Here is a 24702-nt window from a genome sequence, read left to right on the forward strand (position 1 = left end):
TTGCAACTCATGCATGTATAAGCACAGAGGCCCCTGACTGGGGCCTCTGTGCTTATACTAAAACATCATTTTTAAGCTGACCGATTCTTTAAATTTGAATCTAAAAAACAATGAATGCATTCAATATTCAATATAAAAGTTAAGCGATGATCCACTTAGCGATACATTCTTCATGAGGCCCCACCCACCTGTAATAACTGTGAGGGGCAGTTCTCGCCGCCCGGTTCACACAGCCGTTATGGTATCCCCACCATGCTTAGTTACTCTTGGGCGACACTGAATCTTCATTGCGTCGCTGACAAATGCGTTATCACTGGCTTTGCTAGACCAAATATATGCCTCACCTGGTTTTAACGCTCCAAGCTTCTCAGGCGTTAGTGATTTCAAACCGATACAGGCTTTTTGAATATGCTTTAACCAGTCCGGAGCGTTGAACTTATGCAGAATAATCTGTGATGAAAGCTGAATAAGTTCCACCGGTACAGACGGTGGATCTTGGCTGGCAATCATGACACTGGTGCCCTTGTGGCGCATTTCGCGTACCGTTTCCACAAGCCCTTTTACTAGGTCTGGACTATCGATGTATTTATGACATTCATCAAACACAATTAGCTTGTTAAAAGATTGCCCTTGGTACTTGGCTTCCGAGAATATTTGCAGAAGCACCACAAATAAGCCTAATGCCTCATCTTTTTCGATGAATTCGTCTCGAACATCTACAACGATCATTCTGCCTGGTCGAATCAGCGAACCAACGTTTAATTGGTCATCAATGTACTGTTCAGCAAAATCCAAACGCATGTCTGCTAGGTCTTTAAGTGAATCCGAAAGACTAGAGTTTTGTATTCCATCCCTTATCGCTTGGATCGAGAGGTTATTTCGATTTTTACGCATAATGTTGCCAAGTTGGCGAATATACGCAGCTTGGTTACCTATAGCCCCCATCAAAAATTTCCAGTGTCCAGCCTGTAACTCAGAAGAGCAAAACTTCAAAGGATAAACTTCAATACCTGGGTACTCAACGCGCCTTTCTTCTAATTTGTCTTCTGGTGCTAGTAACACAACATCATTCAACGATGTTGGTTCAGCTCCATAAACCGCCTTCAGTTTAGCTAATTGTGAGGCATCATCATTTGGAGCGATCATCGACGTAAACTCAGGTTTATAGTCCTGAGTAGCACTGTAATGGAATATTACACTGGCCAACTCTTTATGCAGCGTATTGATCGATGGAATTGATTTAGTTGCCATCTCCACAACTGAGCCTAATGTATAGCTTTTGCCCCCACCCTGAACACCAAATAAACTAAGTGTGTGTGTATGGTTTAAATCTAAAGCTATTTTCCGTCCATGGACCTCTCCCAATAGGCCAAACTGAGCAGAGTCACCGTTGACACCAAGAACAATATCGTGGTGAACGACCTCAACTTTATTACCCGTTGTGATGTTAGGGATGTGCAAATTTTCGCCAGACTCTGACTCTGACTCTGACTCTGACTCTGACTCTGACTCTGACTCTGACTCTGGCTCTGGCTCTGGCTCTGGCTCTGGCTCTGGCTCTGGCTCTACAGTATTAGTTATTGCAGGAGCTGGATTACCAACAGGTTTAAGTTCTTCAACGCCCTGATTAATCGACGGTGAAACAGTAGCTGGCTCATCATCATTAAAAGGCAGTACTTTAATCGTTTCATCTTTCGAAGTATCTGGCCGCTCAGGTAAAGTGATCGCCGCTTGAGATACTAATTCAGCCCAAGATACGGTTCTATCTCGTTCTTTATGTAAAAATCCGGCCGAAGTTAACTTAGGCAGCGTTAGCTCAAGTGAATCCAACGTTCCTTCACTGTGTTCATTATCCTCAGGCACTTTAGCGGAGAGCAATTCGTCAATATGGTTTCGCCCAACACGATGAAACTCGATACCAACTTCTTTTTCAACGCCGGAACTATTTTGACCAAAATCGAAAATAACAGCACTTCGGGTAATTGAAAGCTTGTACCCTTCCTCCAAAGTTCGAAGCAAAAATTTTGCTTCCTCGACAATCTCAGAACTCAATAAACCAAAACGCTCAGATCGTTTAAGGTAATGTTCAAGAAGGACGCAGAGCTTTTGAGTTTTCACCAGGCGATCAGGTCTATCCGGTGTTGTACGCGTCAAATCAAAATGACGCTGAATAACACGTTCAGATTCGGAGATTTGCTCGGCAATACTCTTCTTTAAGCTTTCGTACTTCGTCAGATCGCCGACTTCTGAATAACATTTAACTTCGACTAAATTACAACGAATTGTGCGCGATGAAGCATCCAAATCGAACAATGCTAAATCTGTTCTTTTAAAGCTAATGTCTGCACCTAATTCACCATCGGCCTTTTGCAGTTCAGAATAAAGCTCAAGATGAGCATCTAAAGGAACTATGATCTGGTCCTTAAACACTCCTTGATACTCAAGATAAAGTTTGGATAAGGCCAACCCTAAGGCTTCCGACTTTGAAGCGCTATTTGAAGCCAGTTTTAGTGCAAGCCTGCCTGACAACGCTCTAAGTGAGTCTAAAACCCTCGTCGCCTTATTAACATCAGGAACAATTTGATGTTGTTCTAAGGTCCCTCTCAATAATGCTTCTATTTCTGTAGTAGAACGCGAAGTAATAACAAAGTTCTGCGTGTTTGAAGAAGCCATTTCAGGGCTGTGATCAATCAGATAATCTGGACGACCATCTTTACCACCGTGATCAAAAAATTCAATACCCAAATTTCTATCCACCGTGAACACCCAATCACTGACTTCGTGTAATTGATTTAACAGAGCTCTTTCAGCACTATCAAGAGCCAACCTGACCACTGGTACCTGCTCTAGAGAAAAATCTCCTGTAGCCAACGAAGCTGTTATAGCCGACATTATTTTAGGGAGTTTAGCAACCGTCTCCGATATCTGGCCGCCAAAAAGCATTTTTGCAGCACCATGTCTCGTGTGGCGATCCCAGGCAACAACCCCATTCTCATCGAAGTAATCAATGCAATAGTCCTGATACAACCCATATATAGGCGCAACTTGTTCATCAGCCTGCGGTTTTACTACCGATAACTCCTGAGCAGGGAACACATCGAATAACATGCTTAGATGAGACTGAAACTCATCAGGCGACTGCTCAAACTCAGAGCTCGCCCTGAGCGAAATACTTAATTTCGGTTGCAAGTGATTTTCAGCTGAATGAAATAGCTGGTTTTCATTCTCACTGTCTTCGCCGCTGTTGATTAGCTTAAATAAATCAGCACCTACTTCTGTCGCATATGGGTCAGCTACGAATAGACGAATATCAAAACTAATATGCTTTAGCTCCGATTTCTTTCTCAAAGCCAACAACATACCCGCTACGGCTCCCGCAGACCCCGCGTTAAAAACATTGATCGATAAACAGTTCACATAGGGATGTTGTATCAGATATCTTTCGACTTTTGTGGCGAGAAAGGTACTACTTTGCTTACCAACTTGCTGGTAATCATTTTTAATACCAAATGCAGTTTTAATTTTATCAATGAGTGCTTGTGGCTCTTTTTCTTGCGCTGACGACAGAATACTCCAAAATGGATGAATACTATCAAGTGCGACCATCAACTGCCCCTGAGAGTCTGGCAGTACGTAAGGAGAATTGGTTAACGCGAGTTCTTCTAATAAACTGTTTTTAGTCCCTACCGCGATTTCCTTTCCAACCTTCTCACTCTGTCTTGCCCAAGCTTCCGCAAGAGAAGCCCATCCACCTAGCCATAAAGCCCTTAGTGGATGTGTAGGCCCCAGTAACATGGCCTTTTTATAGCTACCGTCATAATTCCATATCACAATTGAAATTGAATCCAAGCGAAGTAACGCGGCTAATTCAGTCGAATAGTCATGTCCATTTTCAGTTTCCTGAAATACCGCTGCTAGGTATTCTAAATAGCTGCTGGAATACAAGTAGGCCTCATGTGATGAAGACACATGATCATGAGCGACAGAAACTAGCTCTTTCTCATCTTGATGTATAACTTGAAAGTACGTTTCACGCGCCACTTTAAACTTTTCAAACTGGCTTTCTACACCCTTTATTGGCCAATCTACAGCATCGGCACCAGATTCACTTGCTTCTTGGTTGCGAATTTCTACACGCCAAGTCAAAGCGGCCATTGGGTTAGCTAGAATTTTTTGCTCAAAGTTTTTTAAGTAAGTGGTAACGGGGATTTGAATACCACTTCCTTTCTTGAATTTCACATTGACGATCGACTCAGCCTTACTCTTACTATCTTGCCAAGTCGTTTCCATTACTTCAGCATTGGCAAATTTTTCAGTTTCGATGACGTTGGCAAATTCCGCTTTAATCTTCGCATGAGCTAATGACGCCTCTCTGACTTTTCGCCCCTCAATCGGCTCAACCTCTGCATCTGCTGCTGGCAACACATAAAACAGATCACTTTCATTAATTCGTGAGCCAGCTTCCTCCGCATTGGACGTACCCCACGGTATTGGACACAGTTTGTCATCAACCAAAGGTAATAATTGATCGTTTTCATCAAACGCTTGAATTCGAATGTAATGCCAACCTTCTTCCCATTCGATTCCAGTCAGCTTGTTAAACGTGATTGTAACTGTGGATTTTGATGTAGCTTTACCTACCTTAATTAACCCAACAAAATCACCTTGTTGAGTAAACACCTGAGCTTTATATTTCGCTAAACCATTAACTTCACTAGGCTTTGGTGAAACAGAAAAAGTTACAGAAAACTTTTTCAAACCACCTTGGCCAGTAGTTAATACTTGTTGGCCAATCAGTTGTTGCAAGTTTGGGTCTGTTTCATCATCAGGAATAAGCGGCAAACCAACCTCTGTCACCGTTAAACAAACTGCATCAGTGGCATCTTCCTCATACTGAAAGCGCCATTTATCAAAAGTGAGTGCCCAGTTGCTGCTATCCACCACTAATTGCTTGCGCCAACTGCTGTCGAGCAGATTTTCCTGATCATTTAAAAAGAGCGCTAATCTCTTGTTAAAATCTTCACCTTCTAGCTGTAGGTCATAAACGGTTGCTATCGCTGATTTCTCAGAGCGGTTTATAATCTGTACACACTCACGATTTTTAACTAATCTGCGTACCAACATGGAATGATCTTGATGCAAATCAAGATCAGGAATCAACCCCAGCTCGTAAAGAGCAGCACCAGAAACACTTGGATCAAAGCCATTAACCTTAATCGTTAACGCGTATCGCAACCATTGATAAGCACTGAGTTTTAGCGCCGCCTTTTCTTGAAGAATGAAGTAAATTTCGTCTAACAACCGCTTAATCTGATCGGGAGATTCAGCTTTTACTTGATTAAACGCTAGCCAATAAGCATCTGAAATATCAATTTGTTCAAAGGTCGCAGCACCAAAAGAGTCTTCAGAGGACGTTTTTAACTCATTGGGTACAAAAATCAGTAATGGCTGGCGAAGCTGGCCGTGTTCATCAGGGTTTCGCAGTTCAACAAGCTTGGTACTGGTAACCGAAAAATTACGCGTCGCTTTCTCTGCCAATACGGCAACCTGGGCATACTCAACCGCACCTGATACGACTTCACTAAGCTGATACATCAGCTCTGTCTCTAAATCAGATACCTTCATGCAGTGGCCCGCACCGCGAGTTTCTAATAACAACTTAAACTTAGGTACAAGGACGCTGATTAAGCTGCCGTCAATATCTGACTTAATAACGGTTTGAATTCCCTTAATCATGCATTATGTCCTTTCATACTCTCATTTTGCTTACTATTTATCTGATACCTGGGAGTAACCGTTTGTGTTACATACGCATCAGAAAGATCGCGATAAAAACCAATTTCTCGTAACCGGCGTTTAAAACCAGATAAGTTATCTCTAAGCGCTTTATTCACATCAATTGATGACTCACAGAAAGCATCTGTATCGGGTAACGAATCAATAAAAATGCCATATCGTTCTTTTAAGAAAGTTAACAGCTCATCAACTCTTAACTCCTTAGTGTGAAAACCCAAGTCACCACCTTTGGTGAGTACTGCCAGCTGTAACAACACTTCTAGCAGTCGTCCATCAACGCTAAATCGACGTCCACCAGTGCTACCACTTTGTTGTTCTAACAAAGCACCAGGTTTATTCTTGAGCATAAAACTATCTAGGTTTTTGACTAGACCAGAGCGAATTGCATTACCTTGGACAAATAACAAAATCTCTATGTAGGTTTCATACTCAGGTAAGCCGAGCTGGGTAATAGCATGAATCTCTGGCGGAATTTCCTCTGACTCATGAGCAGATGATACTGACGCATCTAAAATTCCAGCGTTGCGCTGACCAAAAAACTGATCGCGCTCTTGCTCTAACGGCGACTCCAGCAGAGTGAACAAATCAGGCACTGACATTTGTTTTATCGATTTTGACCCCGATAATTTACCTTTTTTCGATAGATACTCTGCAAATTCATCGAGTTTTTTAACGCCGAAATAGGCTTTAATAAAAGCAGGTATACGCTTGTAGTGTAACATCGCGCTTTGCTCAGCCATCGATTCACTCAAGCCATTAGCGCCATTTGTCATGTCCACATAGAGCGCCGTCTTTTGTTTATTGCTCTCTTGAAGATTACGGCCCTTACTCTTAGCCAAAGCCGGTAGCAACTTAAACAATTTCAATTGGTATAGCGCCAAGTGAAAGGCTAACAATATCTTTATGTACTCAACCATCACTGATCGGGGAATATACTGGCGATACGTCAGCAACTTAATGATATCTTCAGCTAGAATATCCGCAGCCTGTTGATTAAGCGGCGCAAAACGTTCTTGTAAGTCTGCGTGATCAGGCGCGTCAGACTTTACTTGATCAGACAGTCTTAATATTGCCTGCGTTTCAACATCTACTTGCGACGAACTATCATACTGACCTGTAGTAGAATCGACACCAGCAAAGAAAAACTGTTTGAGTCGGTTAATCGCAGTCTGACCATTATTGGCATGGTAAAGCAACTCATATACTTGCTTAGAGGCACCATAATCCCGGCAATTTTTAGGATTTCGAAACAAATAAGTATTGCCGTGAAGTGGTCTCGGCGCAGCAACCGCTTCGTTAGCCTTGCCACGATTAATTAAATCCACCAAGTGGGTTTCAATCCACTTTTCAATAGTAATAGGGGCTTGAGAGAAGTTTTTAAAATGTGTTCCATTACGAGAGTCTAGAAACTCGTCTTTAAACAACTCAACCGTCATACCTTTAGCACTTAATTTACTAGAAGCGCCATTGTGCTTTAGCCGGGCGAATAGATGAGTTAAGACCCTATCCATTTCGACAATTTTGTAATCAAGATAGCTCACTTTATTGGTGCGAAAAGCCTTATCTTTTTTACCTAACTTCATGGCTGAACCTCCGCTACCAATCGTTCTAATTGCAACACACCACCTTCGTCGCGGGTTATTTTTTCGTACTGTTGGCCGTTGGTAGTGAGCAAAACCTCTTGATAAGGAGCTGAAGCCAATACGTTCTTAAATACGGTTAAACTTAAATAAAAACTCTGCTCCGCTTGCGCCGAAGGCACGTAGCCTTGATTAAGACGATACAGCATTTCAAACAAATCCAAGTCCAATTCCAACTCAGCCGTAAGGCCGGTTGCATCTTGGTACTTAAGCAATAGTGACTGCGGACTATGCTCCACAAATGACGAGTTCATCGCTGAGTCTTTCACTTCAATGGAAAAAACATCCGATGGGAATAAGCGATAACTTCTAATAGTGCCTAAGTGTACCTTACGTACTTGCATCGCCAGTTGGCCGTTAAAATACATCGGATTATGCAAACCTTCGCCACGGTTAATTGCATTAATGGCAAGCGATTTCGCTTCATTCAGTAATGCGCTGTCTTCGAGGTAACGTACTAATAACTTCGCTGAACGATAAGGCAGTAATGTTTGCCAGTTTTCTCCGCGGCGCTCAAAGTAGGCCTTTCTGCGTAACATCCCGACCACATTACGATGAGATAGATAGCGTTCCTTACTCTCACTTAGTGCTGTGCCATTAGGTAAGCTCTGATGAGCATTGGCTAGCAGCTGAGTTTCGTGTTCACTACGCTGATCAAACTGCAACCAATCAACTGCATCTAAGCCTAAAAAGTCCAGTCCGCGATCTAAGCGAACGTCAGACCCTTGAGCAATGTCGGTTTCCCTCAGCAGCTTTAACAATCTATCTTGGGTATTGTCGTTACCGCACCAAGCGTTAAAGTAATAACCGTGAAGAATTTTGTCGGCTTCGCCATTGGCATAGATTTCTTTAATTTCGTTACAGGAGTATTCACCGACTAGCGTATAACTCAGTGCCGAGCGTAAATCTCGCATCGTGATATGTAGCTGATTGCGTAAACTGGTCAGTTTGTAAATATACTTCAAACGCTCGATGACTTTAGGGCCAGTTTGCTCGTCTTGAAAGGTAGCAATATTGTGCTTAACGTAGCATTTGTCTTTTAGCGCACAATAATCACAGCCTTGCCAAACCTTGGCCGAGGTCATTTTTCCGATGATTCGCTCAAAAATAGACTCAGGTTGACTTTGCGTCGAAGCCAGCACATCACGCATATTTAGGTTTACTACCGCTACGTCATTTTGCACCGAGCCATCTTTTAAACTTTGTTCAACTACGGCTTTTAGAGCGGAAAAGCCTTCCGAGTGTTGGCTTAAAAAGTCGACCAAACGCCCTTCGTTAATTGCAATTAAACGTGTCTCATTGTGTGGCCATGTATTTGAATCGTTACCTTGATAGACGTTAAAGAACTCTTCGAGTACCGCGTCATTATCTTTGTTACCTTCGTCTTGACTACCATCGTAGTTGGTCAGGTATTTATGACCATTTATTTCAAACCAGCTGCCATTCCCTTGTGGGTTTAAGTGAACGCTTGTTCCTTGCGCTTCAACTTGAGACTCCAATTGCTGCAAAAATGCTGTTTTGCCATCACCTGCATTACCGGTAATCAGTACCAAGCGCAGTTGCCCAGCCAGAATTGCAGGAGCAAGCTCGGTATCTAAGGCGGTTTCAACGTAAATTAACTTTGCGTAATCATCTAAGCCACGGGTGCCCGCATTTGAATGCCGACTTTGGCTATACAGCGTTAGCATAAAATCATGAAACGCAGATTTACTTGGGTTAGAACCGTCGGCTAGAGGAGGCAAATGAAACTGCGAAGTACTTTCTTCCGATAAAGTTTGCGCCTTTTTCAATTGCTGGACTTTATTCAGTGCTTTCAGCAATTGTTCGGCAGATTCAAAACGGTCAACTCGTTTTGGGGCAATCAGTTTTAGCAGGACCGCCGAAACATCATCGGTTAAATTAAAGCTCTGGGTAAACTCACTAGGGTGACGAGCTAACTCGTCCATAGGTGGGCACTGCACGTTGGCCCATGGGTATTCACCGGTCATGGCACGATATAGGGTAATGCCCAAGGCATATAAGTCCCTGTCAACTAAATCAGAGGCTTGCGGTGTTTCGGTAATACTTAAATCTGGTGGTAAATACTTCCGTGAACCGCCCCCCAAGGTTAAATCTTCAGCATCTACCGATACATTAAAATCGATGATACGAACTTTGCCGTCTTTCCAAATCAGGTTCTGTGGCTTGATGTCACAGTGGAAAATATTGTGCTCGTGTAAATGCTGTAAACCTTCCGCTACCTGCTTAGCCATGGTCCACACTTCGTGTGCCGTTAATGAGCGTTGCTGGATCAGCTCACTGACATCTAAGCCTTCAAGGTACTCAAAAACAATATAAGGCGGGCCTTGGTTAGGTAATACGTCTGCATCGTACACCTTTACCACATAAGGGTGCTCTGGCAGTTTAACCAAGGTGCGGTATTCCTGCTTTAAGCGCTCTAATACCGATTCTCTATCATTCAAAATCAGTTTCACTGCGCGCGAAACATCACCAAAGGTATCCGTTACCTTATAAACGATACCAAAACCGCCAGGTTTACCCAGCGGTTGCTGTACGACGTATTTATTAGTTAGCTGGTAGCCACTCGGTAAGCGCTTGTAATTGACTGAAGGCTCATGGGTATTTAACGATTTAACACTCTGTTGTTCTGGTTTACTGGGCTCAGTAATTTCTACTGCGGCTTTGGGTTGCCAGAGTGCATTAAATTGCGCCAGCGCATCTTCAGGGCTTGGCCGTTGCTGTGCCTCTTTGTGACATAAGGTTTGCAGCCAATCATCAAATGCTGCTGGTAGCTGTTTATATCGCTCACTTAACTTTGTACTGAACAGACACGATTTCTCGATAGCTTGGGTGACCGAATCAAAAGCCGCATCACCACTAAACAGTTCAAAAACAACCAGACCTAAACTGTACATATCCGAGGCGCAGCTCGCTGCATGGCTATCCGCCCATAGCTCTGGTGCCTTATAACGATTAGAAATTCGTTGCTGTACTTCGTCGGCAATGGTGGTAGTGTTTTCAGCCCCTATGCGAGCGTAGTCAAAATCAATCAGCCTTGGCTGACCGTCGGCCCCCATTAAGATATGCTCAGGGGTTATGTTGCGATGGACTACGCCATTGCGGCATAAATGCGCTAACGCCAGCAACAGGTCATTAACGATGCGCTTTTTCTGATCCAATGTGAGCAGTGAGCTTGCATCTTTAAGCTTATTGCTAAGGATTTCGCCAGGAATGTCATCGGTTAATAACAAGTATTTATCTTGCGCTTCGGTAACAAAGAAGTCTTTCACACCAATAATGGCAGAATGCGAGGGCATTTTTGCAATGGCACGATAAGCGTTTTCAATCAGGCGCTTTTGCTTGCTGCGTTCTTCATCTTGCAGGTAAGGGTCGGCTTTATAGGCTTTAGCCAGCACAGTTCCACCTTTGCGGCCAGCGGTAATGTTAAATACTCGGTATTCCGTAAAGTACTGATTATCGGTCAAGGTTTCAGCCACTTCCCAGTTGCCAAAGCGCTCACCATGGCTGCGCTTTTTGGCCGATTTACCCAAGGCCTCTGCGATAATCTGGATGTACTTAGTCACGTTGCGCTCAAAGCGCTCTGGAATACGGGCACTGTCGGTGAAGAAACGGGTGCTGTTTTTTAGTGCCACTACATGGCCGCGCTCGCGATCTTCAGGATCCTTGAAGTCGCAATCATCTATAGTGAGCACCACCGCAGTGTCTACATAGATGTTTTTCAAATCCCTATTTGCGCGATTTTGCTTACAAATGAGTCCCGATAAAGACTTAGCGTTGCCTCGTAATTTTGGCAATGGCGAGCGATAGCTGTTGTGGGCGCTATGCCACATGGTGCCGTCCACCTCAACTTGGCCGTGGATGCCTTTGGCATCCACTAAATAAATGGCATGGGGCGCAACAACACAGATATCCACTTCAAACAGTTGGTCATATTGCTCAACTTCAAAGCTATGAATCACATAGTAATCGTCGGGTAGTTTTTCCCTTAACCAGGCGATGGCTTTGCGCTCTTCATCGTTAACCACATCACCAATTGCAAATACCTGTGCCATAACTTTTCCTTAATGCTTTGGTGCTGCAGCTTCTATTGCATCTTCGACCATTTTTACAGCTTCATCTTCGAGCTTTTGTGCTTCTGCAGCCAGTTCACCAGCTTTTTGAACCAGCTCATGCACTGCTTTTTCTTCCATAGCCCCCATACGAGGCAGCTTTAGTTTCAAAACATCGTCGGAAGATAAGTGTGGGATTGAGCTTCCCGCAGCTGACCGAATAAGCTGTCTGTAACCGACGTCTGTACACATCAGGTAGGCATACAGATAACCTGGCAAAACCTCCGATTCTTGAGCTTTAATTCTTATAACGTCGACAGACACTGCTGCGTTTACAAAGCGGGAATCAGCCCAAACACCTGTGCCAATAATTCCGCCTACTTGCCCACTACGAGCCAATAGAATGTCTTCTTGGCGAACTCCCCAGTCCGCAACATCGCCAAGCTTCGATTTAGCTAAGAATCGCTTTGGCTCGTAACGAGCACGAAAAATTTCACCGCTCGTCGAAAATGGAACACCGTGATCACTCTCGGTAAAAATCAGCTTCATTCGACCAGATTCGCCCGTCTTCACACCTAACTCAGTCAAGGTCTTCGCAGCACCAGTCTGCTCAATCAAATCATCACTCATTTGGGCAATTTGGTCGTGATAAGTTGCATCCATACGTTTTTGAACTAACGACGATGAAGCTGCCGAATGAGTAAAGATACGGTGTGAAATAGCAAGCCTTTCCGGAAAGGAAAATTTCGCGTTTACCATTTTTCCAGCTTTATCTAACAATTCTTCGCTATCACTTCTAAACTCTGAAGCTTTATCTACCTTCTCGTGAATCTCATTTTCTAGCGATTTCGTAAATCTAGGAATAGGAAGATTCGCTATATGCTCCGGCTCAATGTGGGGAATAATTGCCCCATATGTACTGGATGTAATTATTGGTACACCAAACTTACTGGCCAAAAATGCATAGGCATAACCACTTTGGACCTTATCTGGATCACATACAACCTTGAGCATATCTTGGCATGACCAAGTACCATCCATTGTTCTGCGCGTGTAAACCATACGACCAATGGTTCCAGAGCATGAAATCATCGTCATGCCTTTTTTCAGCTCCAAATAGGATAGTTTCTTTGAATATGCATCTTCTTTCTTTAGCAAAGATACTCTGTTCATCCTCGCCTGAATCATGCTACTCGTTGTTAAGAATTTAACCCCATACTCTTCGTGTTGAACATAATTCCTTTTAAATACTGGGCCATTATAGATCCCACCTTTATAACCAGCAGTGAGCTCTCCCAAGTGGTCGCATTCTGAATCCAAATCACGTAGAGCTTGCTTCGCCTCTAGAGCACCAGTGGCATATGGAGCACAATCTAAACGCAATCCGGTTTCTTGAAACCAAGTGCTAAGGACCTTTTTAATAATCATGCGTAAACCCTCGGATACCAAGCCTGAATCTGATGCAATAAGCCATTAAATGACTCATCTTGACAGCCACGAAAAGACACGTCTTTGGCAATGCGCTTAAACAGCTGAGAGTGGGTCTTTTTCCGCCCCCAGTTTTGACCTCTTACCGCATCAATTGCTGCTTTAGGATCGGCAGGTTTGAGTGCATCCGCATCCCAAAGGTTTTTAGCTTGCAGCCAAGCTCTTAAGGTGCCTGCACCTCTATCTCTTGGGTAATCAAAAATAGGCTCAATGCGGCTGGTATCCGCTTGCCACATTAATACTTCCAGCTCAGGGTTTATCGCCATGACAAAAAAGCGATCTTCTGGCCAACCTGCGGCACGCATATTGGCTTTAATCTTTTCACAGAACTGCTGGTAATCCATTGTTTGTAGGTTGTCATTAAACGCAAAATCGACCATAACAACGGCGTAGTTATGGGTATCAACATAGCTTTTCAGCAGGTTGTGGCCCGTTTGATATACGCCAGGATCCTTTCCAGGATGTTTAATTAAATCTTGCTTGGTATCAAATTCAAATCTGGCGCATTGCAGTCGTGCATCAAACGCCGGATTTTCGAAAAAGCCTTCTACGGTGGCTTGCATTTCACCGTCGGCTACTAAAAAAACAATATCTCTCATGATTATTCCAACACTCCGGCCGCAAATAGGGTTCCTAAATCCACTTCGCCCTTCCATGCTTTAAGGCGGGGGTGTTCATGGCCTTTTAATACTTCTGTTGCGCCGTCTTGGTTAAAGCGCATGGTGATGATTTGCTCTACTTCGGTATTGGCGAGCACCACTGGAGAGTGCGTTGATAACCACAATTGCGTATCAGAGGTGAGCTTTAACGCTTCTAACACCGCATCGATTGCCTTAGGGTGAATACCGTTTTCAGGTTCTTCTAAGGTGATGATCTTAGGTGCATTTTGCAAATACGGAATAATGGTCAACGCTAAGATATGCAGAGTTCCGTGCGACAAGCCGCTCGAAGGCACTACCATACCGTTGCTATAGGTTACTTCTAAGTAACAAAAGCTATCATCGATACGCTGCTTGGCTTCAATTTTGGCAATAGAGGGCAGTGCCATTTGCACCAACTCTAGCCATTCGTTTAAGCCTTCTGGATCGCTCTGCTGCAAGGCGTGTACCTGCCAAGGCAGACTACTGCCATCTGCTTTAAAGGCGTGCTTATCTCTTGGCGATGCAGCTAATCGCATTGCAGGCCATTGTGGCTCGTAGCAATGTGAGCCTTGTATAAGAAACTCTTGAAGCCATAGCGCTGCGGGGTATAAATCATGGTCTGCAGGTAGCGCTGCCAAAGCCAATTGGTTATCGCGTAGGCCAAATTCAAGGATGGATGATTTTCCAGCTTGATACTCTGCCTGGTATTTAACCTTGGTACCTAATCTGCGCGATAACACTTTAAACCAAGGCGCACTGCGCCTGAAATCATCTACGCCAATAAGACCCATGCCATGTTCTGGGCGCAATTCATTATTAGGAAAAAGCGTTAAGTGCTCTTCTGTAACTTGGAATTTATCCTGGTTGATTCTGAACGATATTTCGTATCGCGCAGTATCGGGTCTTAATTCTATTTTCTGAAACTTACTCTGCCAGGCATCACTAGCGCCTCTTAACAGTTCCTCAATAACTGAAGGAGGCAAGCTCACTTCCAGTGCCAAGATAAAGTACTCGCCTCGAAGCTGATGAACGACTTCTTTGGCTGCTTCTGCGCGAGCACGCTCTCTGCCATTGGTTGGTTTAAAGAACGCATCGTTTATATCCGACACATTCAGTAAATCACCAAACAAAGCTGGGATATCAAGTAACGTTGTTTTACCTGAACCATTAGAGCCTGCAAATACATGCTGCTGCTCTAATGCAAGATCCAGTGTATTAAAGCAGCGGTATTTGTAGGCCTCTATTCTTGAGATCATACTGATGGCTCCGGATTTTTAGCGCGAAACTCTTTCCAGGCTTTAGCAATTTTTGGTAGATCGTCATCTAAAATTTTGCTGCGACGCTTCAGTTTACGCACCACATTTTGACCATTAATGCGAATGCGCTCTTCAACTTCTTCTTCGATAACTTTTTCTTCACCGTCTGGGTGGCGCTCATAGAGTGTATTACCACGGCGATCAAAACCTACTTTTTCTGCAACCGCCATAAATACCGGGTATTCTGGCTCTCCACCGATGGCAATAGCATCTTTTTCAGTATCAGTTTTCTTTTTCAAGAACAACAGGCTAGTTAAGATGTTTACGTTAGCTTCAACGATAAATGACTCAACCGGTAAATCGACACAACCAAGCACCCAGCACTCTTGCATCAGCCACCAGCGAATATATTCGTCACCTGGGTTACCTAGAATACCGTCAGGCAACACGATACCCATACGGCCGCCTTGCTTAAGCCACTGAACGCAACGCTCAATGAACAAAATTTCCGGTGATACAGCATCTTTACGACGGTCTGTTTTTCTGAAACCACCGTTTTCCGTGCGTTCCCATACATAAGCAAGATCAAACTGTTCAAGAATTTGTTTGTCGGTAACTGGGATATCGGAACCAAACGGTGGGTTAGTTAAGATGACATCAATACTGCCGTCTTTACCACTGGAATCACCAACGGGGATCTTTCTCTTAGCTGGTTCTACGCCTTTCAGGTGTCCGTGCGGATACTCCAGTGAGTTCATGTGGTAGATGTTAGCCATAGCGTTACTTGCCATCACCACGTTCATTTGCGATGCGCGACACAGGAAGGGGTCAAAGTCACAGCCAAACAGATTGTTTTCTGCAAACTCTTTAATTTGTTGCTGAATAGAAATGAACTCTTCTGTGGTTTCAGCGCCCAATTTAACTTTTTCTTCTTCGTGCAATTGCTTATTGATGAAGCTCAAAGTCTGCTCTAGGAAACCACCTGTACCGCATGATGGGTCCAGCACTTTCTCATGTGGTTGTGGTGCCATCATTTCGACAATGAGTTTGATCGCACCACGAGGCGTAAAGTACTGACCACGGTCACCGCGCAGGTTATCACCTACAACTTCTTGATAAGCGGCGCCTTTGGCGTCCATTTCAGTGCGGGTAAAATCGTACTTAGCAAGTTCAGACACCATGAATGCCAGAGCGCGATCAGATAAGGTAATTTCTTCATTACCTGCAAAAATTTCTGGGTAGGATTTTTTGACCTTTTCAAATAGCGGGTTGATGCGCGCTCTGATCTTCTTGCGGCCTTCGTCGTCAAACTGTTCAGTCGGTGACGCCCAGAATTCACGATCACGATTGCCGATACGCTCATCGTACATTTTTGAGAAGATGAGGTATAAGAACTGCCAGAATGCTGCATCTTTAGGCATCCCTTCATTACCATGAATGAAGTTGTGACAACGACGAAACGCAGTGAGTAGCATCTCACGGTCAGCGGTTCTTAGCTGTGCGTTTGAGGCAACATCTCGACTCCCCAGAGTCTCATCTGCTAGTGGCCAATCACCAACTGCGTTGAACTTGGTATCAAAACGCGATTCTTCTTTTTCCACGAAGAAAAACTCAATACCATTGGTCCAAAGGCCCCACAGGCACTTTTCTAGTACATACTGATCGCCTACCTGTTCTCGCATCATATCTTCCATCAACTGAAGATCTTTATGCGCTTGCTCATGATCACGCATTTTTACAGCTGACTTTTTACCTTTCTTCGGCTCTTTATCACAGATAACGATACGACGGATGTTCTTAAGCTCATGTGCAGTGCCATGTTCAAAGATGGCGATATCAATTTTCTGCTGCTTGCCGCCAATTTTAACTTTTACATCGAGCTCCATGTCCTCAGCACTGATGCCATATTCATGGAACAAAGCCCTTAAGGTTTTTTGACGAACCAATTCTTTAGGCGTTTCTTTGATTGGATTATTGGTTAGGTAATCCAGCATCATGCCGTCTTCGATGGCGAGTACTTCTAGTTGTTCAATATCGTTGGTGGTTGTCATAATCGGAAACTCTTTTAACACTTAACACTTAAGTGACTGTTTTAAATAAATTAAAAACCAATCGGCTATATATTCAGATACATTTCCACGTGCAGCCAATCAAGTTAAAACGCCTAAAAATCAATAAGTTACACAGGCGCAGTGTAGATGCAGGCAGATCATCCACTTATAGCAATGTTCATATTTCCGGGGCCGCTTTTGCTACTTGCTACTTGCTACTTGCTACACGCTACACGCTACACGCTACACGCTACACGACGCTAAGGTATGCATCTACCTAAATCCTATCGAGCACGCTACCGCAATTGGCATCTACTTCTAGAGCGCAAATTAAAGGTCGACTGTTCGCTTTATCCTTAACAACCATGTCTACTAAACCGAAAGAGGCAACTGCTAACTAACTGGTTTACACTCCGGATAAATCTCACAATTTTTATGCTCACCAGACACTTACATCGCCAGCAATCATGAGAATGATTGTGCCAGAGTCTGCGAACCGTATCCAGTGCGACGGACCACAGAATCGCACTATGGTTAAGCCTTACCCAATCCCAAAGCAGGTTTGACTAGTTGGTCACTACTTGCGTCTCGTTTGCTGATTTTATCTTCAATCTATTCATCGACTTCCTCTTCAACCCAGGCCACCAGCCTCGGGCCCAGCTTCACTGACCTGGGGAAGTAGCCCGCAGCCATGTAGCTGTAGATGGAAGAGCGGCCTAAACCGGTACGTTCAGTGACTTGCTTCAATCGGATGAGTTTCATGCTTTGCTCCAGTTCAGACTCCGTGCCCCATGTTGGCAGACTATGTCGTCTGCCAACATGGTTTGTGAGTGAAGCGAGAGGCGAATGTATCGATCAAACGGAAGAGATGTGCCATTCAAGTCTGAGTAATTGATAATGTCTGCAAAGGCTTGCTCAGTTGGCTTTAAAAGCCATCTATGCCGCCGCTTTAGATGTTTTTAGGTCATCATCTCTGGCCGCGATTCGCTCCTCAATCCAGTTCAGAACTTCCTCTTCAACCCAGCCGACAGAGCGTTCCCCTAGGGATACCGAGACCGGGAACTTGCCGTCGTTCATCAGACGGTAAACACTGGCACGGGACAACGCAGTAAGGTTAAGAACTTCTTTCAATTTGATAAGTCTCATGATGAGCTCCGGTTATTGAGTCATCACATATGCAGTGGCAGTAATTTTTAACTGTCCGATGCCAGACACTGTTCCACTTCCCCCTTCCAGCCCCCTCCTCCCCTATTCGTCTACCTCCAGCCTAGGTCTCGAAAATTTTCCAGATATATATCACCCCTGTGCATATACCCAGCATCTCGCCACATCCATGGAGGCCCTATGCACAAATCCTTATCAACGCCCAAGGACTGCTGGTCACTGACCGCCAAGCAGATCCTCGAAACAGCGGCCAACATAGTCGCCGAACGTTTTGTCCGCGAAGGCACCTTTAGTAACCCTCAAAGCACCAAGGAATTCTTGTCGTTCAAACTCAACCAGCATGAGCGCGAAGTGTTCGCAGTGATGCTGCTGGATAGCCAGCACCAGTTGATTGCGTTTCGCGAGCTGTTTTTCGGCACCATCGATTGCGCCAGTGTCTACCCCCGCGAAGTGGTTAAGGCTGTGCTGGAGACTAATGCCGCAGCTGTGATCTTTGCCCATAACCACCCTTCGGGCTCACCGGAACCCTCACAGGCCGACCGCAAGATCACTGAGCGGCTGGTGGCTGCACTGCAGACGATTGATGTACCCGTACTGGACCACATCGTCATCGGCCAGGACTGTATTTCGTTTGCAGAACGCGGCTGGCTGTAACGGCTGGGTTTGCCGTCCACCAGCAAGCTCACATTCTGCTGTTTAGTTAATAAGCAGGCGTGGTTTGAACCCCACCTACTGCTGGTTTCTTCACTGCAATGTTCCAGCTGGTAAGAGCGTTCCAAGTTCCAAGTGCCTAGCGCATACCCCCTGCCCGCTCTGGTACCCCAAGCGGGACCAGAGCACGGCAACCACACATCTAAAAGTTATCGACACACATCTACGGACATGAGCTCCCAGTCAGAGCCAATTCCCTTAAGGAGTCATCATGATCGAGTTTACCGACAGTTTTTCCCAGGCAGCAGTGGCAGAGGCCTGCAGCGCCTCGCCGCAGCTGCTGAACCTGTTAGCCATTCAGCTCACGCTACCGGTGTTTTTCCGCCCGTTTGACGACGAGGGGCATATAACAGGCGCGCCGGAGATTAAGCCGCTCAGCAGCCTGCGTAAGACCGTGCTGTGGGTATCCGAGCGCGATCTGGTGGGGCATCTACCTAAAGAAATCACTTTTGTGCGCCAGCTGTGTCGCTGTAACGACTACGGCCAGCCTGAGGGCGAGTGGCAGCGGATCATCAACGGCGTTTACTACAACCACGGCAGTAACGAATCACCCGACTGGCGCTGCCATACCTGAGGCTTCTCATCCTCATTGGTAACACATCACCCATCAACAGCCCACTGGGCAACGGAGCTTATATGACCATCATTCCCTACCCCCAACTGACGCTGCCAGCACGTTTCTATCAGCTGCTGGGCAGTTACCTTCATCAGCGTGCACAAGATATCAAGGACAGTGCCAGCGAGATGCTGACCCTGCATTTTCGGGACCCGGACTACAGCGCCGAAGATGGCGGCTTTCATCCGGTCGAGATTGGTCTGGAGCGCCAGGGTAACGACTGGCAGCTGAGTTACCTCACCGACTTTGCCTGGTCAGGCGGACCGTTTCCGGAGCTGGAGAAGGATATCGACTTTTGCTTCAGCGATAACCTGCTTTACCACAGCTTTATCGGCAGCTGTCATCTCACCCAGGCCAACGAGCTGCTGCAAACCTACCTGGAGAATTTCATCGGCTATGTACAGAGCGAGGTGTTTGAGGTGGAACTGAAGCTGCATTGAGCCTGCCAGCTAAGGGCACCGCCGTCAGGTGCTCAAAAAACTATTGTGGGTACCTGCCAAGGCCCGTCCGATGCGGGTTTCACAAAGGCAGGTGCTCACAATGATGAAATAGCATTTTTTAGGAACCTGAGCCCATAGGGCCTAAGGAGTCATTTATGAAGGAAGTCGATGCAGTAAAAAGCCACGACACCATCAAGCTTATCAGCTACCTGCTGGAGCGCCAGTGTGGCGAGCAGATGCGCGATGTGTGGGAAATAGGCCTCAACCTGGCGCTGCGGATAAGCGACTTGCTGGCTATCCGTTTCAGCGACATCGAAGGCGATACCCTGCGGATACGGGAGCGTAAAACCGGTAAACACGCCAGGATAGTGCTCAACGCCAAAACCCGCGAGCGGATAGCGGCCATTCGGGCAGCACATCCCGAGCACGTATATCTGTTTCAGTCGTACCGCAGTCCGGGAGCGGCTAACCGGCCACCGAGACCACTGACGCGCCGCGCCGTGACCAAGGCATTTATGCTGGTGGGTGAAGAACTTAAGCTCGATCTCGGTACCCACTCAATGCGTAAGACCCGGGGCTATTGGTTGTATCAGCAGTGCAAGGACTTGGGCCGGGTGATGCGCATGTTGCGCCATCAATCCGAAGCCGTGACCTTAAGGTACATAGGGATCAGCCAACAGCAGGTCGATCAGGATTTCCTGCAACTGGAGATCTGAGCTAGTACATCTGAGTTCAGCGGTTACTCGCCGCAGCTCTGTCGTGTATAGCGGCCACTCTAGTCTCCACTACCAACCTATTACCACCGCAGCAACTGAGTTCGACCACCAGCAGTACCACTGTTACCTCCCCATTTCCCCACTAACTCACTCAACTCGCACCGAGCAACCCAAACACTGTCTGGCATTTGTCGCCGGACCAAGGAGCATTTATGCCTGCGTTTTACCCCGGAGATCATCTGGTCACCAACATCGATGCATTAGGCATCACCGAACACCATGGCCTGTATGTTGGCCACGGGACCGTCATCCACCTCAGTAAGGAAGGCTTTGTCAGCGAAATATCACTGGTGAGTTTTGCCGAAGCACAAACGGTACGCTGTATCGATACCGCTGATGACAGCGAGCTTGCCGTCAGCCGTGCCCGCAGCATGGTCGGGCGGCACAATTACCAGCTGTTTCATAACAACTGCGAGCACTTCGTCAACTGGTGCCTGGATAAGCCCTACTCGTCCGATCAAGTCAGTAACCTCACCCACCTTGCCGCCCAGGGCATTGCCCGCAGCGGCCTGGCAGGTGAAGTCGTCAAACGGGCGGCTGGTGGGCCACTTGCCACCACCGCCCTGGTATCTACCGGTGCCAAACTGGTTGCCGACTATCTGGGTGCACCGAAGAAGGTCAGCACCTTGATTGGCTATCCTGGTGATATGGTAGCCAAACCGATTGAGAGCCTTATCAACGGTGGCCGAGATACTCTCGATGACACCGCCCACCATCTGCAGCAAGGCGAACTTGGCGAAGCGGCAAAGGCATTGGTTACAGGCAGTGCCAAAACGGTAGTCAACGCCGCTATCGTGACGCCAGCAAAAGTCACCGGACATGCCATCAAATCCGTTGCTGAGATCGGCAGGGATATCTGGTGGTGGCTGCGCTACTGAACCGTGGCAATCCCCCCTTCAAAGGGTCTACTATCGCAAGCATATCGCACCGGCCAATTATAGCCGGTGCTTCTTAGCCTAAACTCGCCCCATAAACAGCTGCTGGCTCGCGCCTATGTTGCGATAACCGTCGTTGATGTCCTTGGTAGCTGATTTAGCTAGGTAGCTGCAACGCTCCATCACGGCTTCATAATCCCGCTCATAATCAACGGAATTTTTATCCAACCAATACACGCCGTTCTTACACACATGCACCAATCCAATAGCCTGTTCCACAGGGATACCGATGGCACTGGCCCAGGCACTTAGGATCCGGTTATAGGTATTGCTTATGCCAAACTCCGTCTGCCCAAAGCCACAGATTGCATCCTTATTGAAAAAAAACGCTAAGTGATAATGCCAATTCATCGACGAATCCTGCTCGCGGCACCAAACATAACCAAAGCCAACTGGATGCTCGCTTGCTCGCTGTAGATCCCATGACCTTAAGTGGGCTTTGAATGAATCTATAAAACGGGAGATTGCTCTAGGGTCACTGTACTGACTTGATTCGGGAAACCTCAGGTCAAATCTCAGCACACACACTCGATTAAATTGCGCCAAAGACAACCCCAGCATCCCTTCAATAATTTGAAGGTACCCAGGAACCCAAGTGGAGTAATTAGCTGTGTCACGGAAGTTTAAATGGAACATGATAGTCATCCTTTGTGATTGATTCACAGGATGACTGAAGCCAGTAATGTTTTACTGCTATCAACAGCACCACCTCTGCTGAGAGCTCGCAAGAACCACCAGCTCAGCACTGTACATAAGTATATTACTAATCCGAATCACGTTTCTCAGGATTTGGTATGCCCACCAAAACAAATCAACTGCTCAACCTGGCTAATATTGGGATGTGTTACTCTGGAGTTAGCCGTATACAAGACATCTTTCAATATCAGGCAATCAGTGAATTTTTTATCATTGGGTACCAACAAATCCAGCACGCTGTTCACAACATAATCGGATTCCTGTCCCGTCATTCCCTTTAACTGACTGCCATCGGTTGGATTGTCCTGACGCGATAACATGGTGCGCATCATCATACGTGGGTCGTGATTCAGTACGCGCGCGTCAGCACCGAAGCAATCAGCAAAAGTTCTCAGCCGCCTTGAGATCATCTCTATTAAGTCAACCACCTCTAACGTCAACTCACTGAGAGTGCACTCTCTAAGCACTTCTGCGCCGCCAACATCAGAGACATCTTCAACTCCTTGCGGCTTTTTTGCCGTTGGGAAACCCTTCAAATCCGAGAATGGCAACACTGAAGATAATACCCCTTTGACCTGCTTCCGTAGTTCCTCATTCGAATAGTTCATCGATTCATTAGCCCTAGCCTGATTCAATAAACAACCTGAAGACAATGAAAAAATGGTCGACAGACACGCTTGCTGCACCAAAGCCTGAAGCTTCTTATTATGGAAAATCTTCGATAGTTCAAAATACTGCTCATCAGTCAGATAAGATGAATGAGAAGGCAGTCGTCCCGCTCGTGAACGTTTTGCCGCCTTCCGATAGAAGTCCCCAAGCTTAAATAAAAATCTAAGCGGGATTAACTGACTATCCCCGAGCGAAACACCCAGCTTTATGACTTTCCATTTCCTCGACTGAGGTTGGAGTTTGTATACAGGAGGCATTGGTTCAAACAGGTGAGTTCGCGCTGTGTGGTTTGCTGCGATTGACACTAAGCCTTCACGAGCTAGCGCTCGTGCCCCTCGGTGAAACTGATTTTCCGACATCCCCAGCATTCTGCTTAGGACCGCGAAGTCACAACCAATAACAAATCCAGCCTTATTTGACGCCATCCATAGTGATATCCAGACCAAACGCATTTGCGCTGTTATGGCTGACCGTTTTTTAGATCCAACTACCTCGTTTGATTGTGGCAGCCTGAGCACATGGTCAATTTCATCCTTCCAACTACATTTCTCAGCAACCCACTCAGACCACATCCGCCACGCTTCAGGCGAGAGATAAAAGTCGAACAGAGTATTTCTATGTTTCCCCTTGAGCGTCTCCCGAGAGCTTTTGATTTTCCATAGGTATCCCTCCCGAACCAGGTAATCCACCGCCACACCAAGATAGCGCTTGGAAACAAACAAGCGATCTGCGTAGCCGTCCATAGTGTCGGAGAGGCAGCCATCACCCATAAGTTGTGCCGAAGCGAACAGGATGAATCTGGTTTCTGGTGAAGCACCGGTCATTGAGCTTAAGAGATACATTAACTGGATTTTTAAATTGCAGTCATATCGCTCAGATATACCACAGAAAACGCAATAAAACAGCGGCTTCTACAAGTCAATAAAACATGTTACGTTACATTATTTGTTACAGAAAGACAGAAGAGATATGCGCCAAGGAAACCGCCATCAACTTCCTGAACTAATTAAGCTGTTTGATTTTCTCGACTTGGAAACCCCCAACGCTCGAGATTGGGTAAGGGGCTACCTGACTCGTAAAGCTATTTTGCTTTCAGAACCAACGCCCACTATGCAAAGCCTTAAAGTAGCGCTGGCAAATCACTTTATGGCTCGCTTGACTGATATCGACGTAATCAAAAACTTTTCCAAAACGATGGGAAGTGCCTGGCGTGTCATGAAGCATCGAAAGGAAAAAGGGATTGGTAATTTATCTGTAAGCCTTGACAAGGCTGTGCTAGCTCAACTTAAGACAATGTGCAAAGGAAAGAAAAAAGCCAAAATTGTTTCATTACTTATTGAGGACGGTTACAAGGCATTTTTGGAATCGGACCGTGAGATCAGAAAGAAATTGGACGATAACCGGCGCATTAAGAACTCAGAGCTAAACAAAATTCGGTTACTCGACCTCAAAGGCAAAATCAACCCCAAAGAATCAGTTGCTTATAAAAATCTCCAAGCAAAAAATGACGATTTAAGGCACTGTATCGCCACGCTGTACGATCTTATCTATTCAGCAAATGAACGAGGCCAGTCCATTGATGACGCCCTTCTTATTGAAGCTACCAAGGTCTACTACAGCGCATTTTCAAAGCATACTGAGTAGCAACGCCCCTATATTGCATGGACATAGCACACAAACTTCCTGCAGCATTCAATCTTAGCAAGCAAAACTTGCGATTTTGAAATTTATCTAACATCATAAAAAACCATAG

General features: G+C 45.7%; 17 protein-coding genes. 6 read left to right on the top strand and 11 right to left on the bottom strand.

The window, feature by feature from the left end:
- Positions 1 to 225: 225 nt before the first annotated feature.
- The 9 genes from mads8 to K0H63_RS13300 form a co-directional block, all read right to left on the bottom strand.
- The gene (mads8, locus tag K0H63_RS13260) at positions 226 to 5736 is read right to left on the bottom strand and encodes a methylation-associated defense system ATP-binding protein MAD8 (RefSeq protein WP_220065083.1); all 5511 of its coding nucleotides are present in this window, start codon (positions 5734 to 5736) and stop codon (positions 226 to 228) included.
- Entirely contained in the window at positions 5733 to 7379 is a 1647-nt protein-coding gene (gene mads7 / locus K0H63_RS13265; protein ID WP_220065084.1) for a methylation-associated defense system protein MAD7, read from the bottom strand. The genes mads8 and mads7 overlap by 4 nt, the downstream gene beginning before the upstream one ends.
- A complete protein-coding gene (gene mads6, locus K0H63_RS13270; protein ID WP_220065085.1) occupies positions 7376 to 11509 on the bottom strand; it encodes a methylation-associated defense system protein kinase MAD6 in 4134 nt (1377 codons plus the stop codon). The genes mads7 and mads6 overlap by 4 nt, the downstream gene beginning before the upstream one ends.
- 9 nt (positions 11510 to 11518) lie before the next feature.
- Entirely contained in the window at positions 11519 to 12934 is a 1416-nt protein-coding gene (mads5, locus tag K0H63_RS13275; RefSeq protein WP_220065086.1) for a methylation-associated defense system restriction endonuclease subunit S MAD5, read from the bottom strand.
- Positions 12931 to 13593, bottom strand: a complete 663-nt coding sequence (mads4, locus tag K0H63_RS13280) for a methylation-associated defense system protein MAD4 (protein ID WP_220065087.1) — start codon at positions 13591 to 13593, stop codon at positions 12931 to 12933. The genes mads5 and mads4 overlap by 4 nt, the downstream gene beginning before the upstream one ends.
- A gap of 2 nt (positions 13594 to 13595) precedes the next feature.
- Positions 13596 to 14891 carry a methylation-associated defense system AAA family ATPase MAD3 gene (mads3, locus tag K0H63_RS13285; RefSeq protein ID WP_220065088.1) on the bottom strand — a complete coding sequence of 432 codons (1296 nt, stop codon included), beginning with the start codon at positions 14889 to 14891 and terminating at the stop codon, positions 13596 to 13598.
- Entirely contained in the window at positions 14888 to 16942 is a 2055-nt protein-coding gene (gene mads2, locus K0H63_RS13290) for a methylation-associated defense system DNA methyltransferase MAD2 (protein ID WP_220065089.1), read from the bottom strand. Before mads2 ends, mads3 begins: the two co-directional genes overlap by 4 nt.
- 612 nt (positions 16943 to 17554) lie before the next feature.
- The gene (locus K0H63_RS13295) at positions 17555 to 17704 is read right to left on the bottom strand and encodes an AlpA family transcriptional regulator (RefSeq protein ID WP_220065090.1); all 150 of its coding nucleotides are present in this window, start codon (positions 17702 to 17704) and stop codon (positions 17555 to 17557) included.
- Between the two features lie 174 nt (positions 17705 to 17878).
- Positions 17879 to 18088 (bottom strand): helix-turn-helix transcriptional regulator, encoded by a 210-nt coding sequence (locus K0H63_RS13300; RefSeq protein WP_220065091.1) that lies wholly within the window; start codon positions 18086 to 18088, stop codon positions 17879 to 17881.
- Between the two features lie 198 nt (positions 18089 to 18286).
- Between K0H63_RS13300 and radC the strand changes: the two genes are divergently transcribed.
- The 5 genes from radC (at position 18287) to K0H63_RS13325 (ending at position 21527) form a co-directional block, all read left to right on the top strand.
- Positions 18287 to 18760, top strand: a complete 474-nt coding sequence (gene radC / locus K0H63_RS13305) for a RadC family protein (RefSeq protein WP_203324384.1) — start codon at positions 18287 to 18289, stop codon at positions 18758 to 18760.
- Between the two features lie 268 nt (positions 18761 to 19028).
- Positions 19029 to 19391, top strand: a complete 363-nt coding sequence (locus K0H63_RS13310) for a hypothetical protein (RefSeq protein WP_220065092.1) — start codon at positions 19029 to 19031, stop codon at positions 19389 to 19391.
- 62 nt (positions 19392 to 19453) lie between these two features.
- Positions 19454 to 19873, top strand: a complete 420-nt coding sequence (locus K0H63_RS13315; protein ID WP_220065093.1) for a DUF2787 family protein — start codon at positions 19454 to 19456, stop codon at positions 19871 to 19873.
- A 155-nt stretch (positions 19874 to 20028) separates the two neighbouring features.
- Entirely contained in the window at positions 20029 to 20589 is a 561-nt protein-coding gene (locus K0H63_RS13320) for a tyrosine-type recombinase/integrase (RefSeq protein ID WP_220065094.1), read from the top strand.
- Positions 20590 to 20801: 212 nt separating this feature from the next.
- Entirely contained in the window at positions 20802 to 21527 is a 726-nt protein-coding gene (locus K0H63_RS13325) for a lecithin retinol acyltransferase family protein (protein ID WP_220065095.1), read from the top strand.
- Positions 21528 to 21605: 78 nt separating this feature from the next.
- On the opposite strand, the gene K0H63_RS13330 is transcribed toward K0H63_RS13325, so the two are convergent.
- Both K0H63_RS13330 and K0H63_RS13335 read right to left on the bottom strand, forming a co-directional pair.
- Positions 21606 to 22220: an inovirus Gp2 family protein gene (locus K0H63_RS13330; protein WP_220065096.1), complete on the bottom strand. Its 615-nt coding sequence runs from the start codon at positions 22218 to 22220 to the stop codon at positions 21606 to 21608.
- Between the two features lie 146 nt (positions 22221 to 22366).
- Positions 22367 to 23791, bottom strand: coding sequence for a hypothetical protein (locus K0H63_RS13335; protein ID WP_220065097.1), 1425 nt, complete (start codon positions 23789 to 23791; stop codon positions 22367 to 22369).
- 127 nt (positions 23792 to 23918) lie between these two features.
- Between K0H63_RS13335 and K0H63_RS13340 the strand changes: the two genes are divergently transcribed.
- Positions 23919 to 24593, top strand: a complete 675-nt coding sequence (locus tag K0H63_RS13340; RefSeq protein WP_220065098.1) for a hypothetical protein — start codon at positions 23919 to 23921, stop codon at positions 24591 to 24593.
- Positions 24594 to 24702 lie beyond the last annotated feature (109 nt).

It is taken from the genome of Shewanella zhangzhouensis, assembly GCF_019457615.1.
GTDB lineage: Bacteria > Pseudomonadota > Gammaproteobacteria > Enterobacterales > Shewanellaceae > Shewanella > Shewanella zhangzhouensis.

Coding starts and splice junctions, on each gene's coding strand:
- mads8 (WP_220065083.1), bottom strand. CDS start 5,736: ATGATTAAGGGAATTCAAACCGTTATTAAGTCAGATATTGACGGCAGC.
- mads7 (WP_220065084.1), bottom strand. CDS start 7,379: ATGAAGTTAGGTAAAAAAGATAAGGCTTTTCGCACCAATAAAGTGAGC.
- mads6 (WP_220065085.1), bottom strand. CDS start 11,509: ATGGCACAGGTATTTGCAATTGGTGATGTGGTTAACGATGAAGAGCGC.
- mads5 (WP_220065086.1), bottom strand. CDS start 12,934: ATGATTATTAAAAAGGTCCTTAGCACTTGGTTTCAAGAAACCGGATTG.
- mads4 (WP_220065087.1), bottom strand. CDS start 13,593: ATGAGAGATATTGTTTTTTTAGTAGCCGACGGTGAAATGCAAGCCACC.
- mads3 (WP_220065088.1), bottom strand. CDS start 14,891: ATGATCTCAAGAATAGAGGCCTACAAATACCGCTGCTTTAATACACTG.
- mads2 (WP_220065089.1), bottom strand. CDS start 16,942: ATGACAACCACCAACGATATTGAACAACTAGAAGTACTCGCCATCGAA.
- K0H63_RS13295 (WP_220065090.1), bottom strand. CDS start 17,704: ATGAAACTCATCCGATTGAAGCAAGTCACTGAACGTACCGGTTTAGGC.
- K0H63_RS13300 (WP_220065091.1), bottom strand. CDS start 18,088: ATGAGACTTATCAAATTGAAAGAAGTTCTTAACCTTACTGCGTTGTCC.
- radC (WP_203324384.1), top strand. CDS start 18,287: ATGCACAAATCCTTATCAACGCCCAAGGACTGCTGGTCACTGACCGCC.
- K0H63_RS13310 (WP_220065092.1), top strand. CDS start 19,029: ATGATCGAGTTTACCGACAGTTTTTCCCAGGCAGCAGTGGCAGAGGCC.
- K0H63_RS13315 (WP_220065093.1), top strand. CDS start 19,454: ATGACCATCATTCCCTACCCCCAACTGACGCTGCCAGCACGTTTCTAT.
- K0H63_RS13320 (WP_220065094.1), top strand. CDS start 20,029: ATGAAGGAAGTCGATGCAGTAAAAAGCCACGACACCATCAAGCTTATC.
- K0H63_RS13325 (WP_220065095.1), top strand. CDS start 20,802: ATGCCTGCGTTTTACCCCGGAGATCATCTGGTCACCAACATCGATGCA.
- K0H63_RS13330 (WP_220065096.1), bottom strand. CDS start 22,220: ATGTTCCATTTAAACTTCCGTGACACAGCTAATTACTCCACTTGGGTT.
- K0H63_RS13335 (WP_220065097.1), bottom strand. CDS start 23,791: ATGTATCTCTTAAGCTCAATGACCGGTGCTTCACCAGAAACCAGATTC.
- K0H63_RS13340 (WP_220065098.1), top strand. CDS start 23,919: ATGCGCCAAGGAAACCGCCATCAACTTCCTGAACTAATTAAGCTGTTT.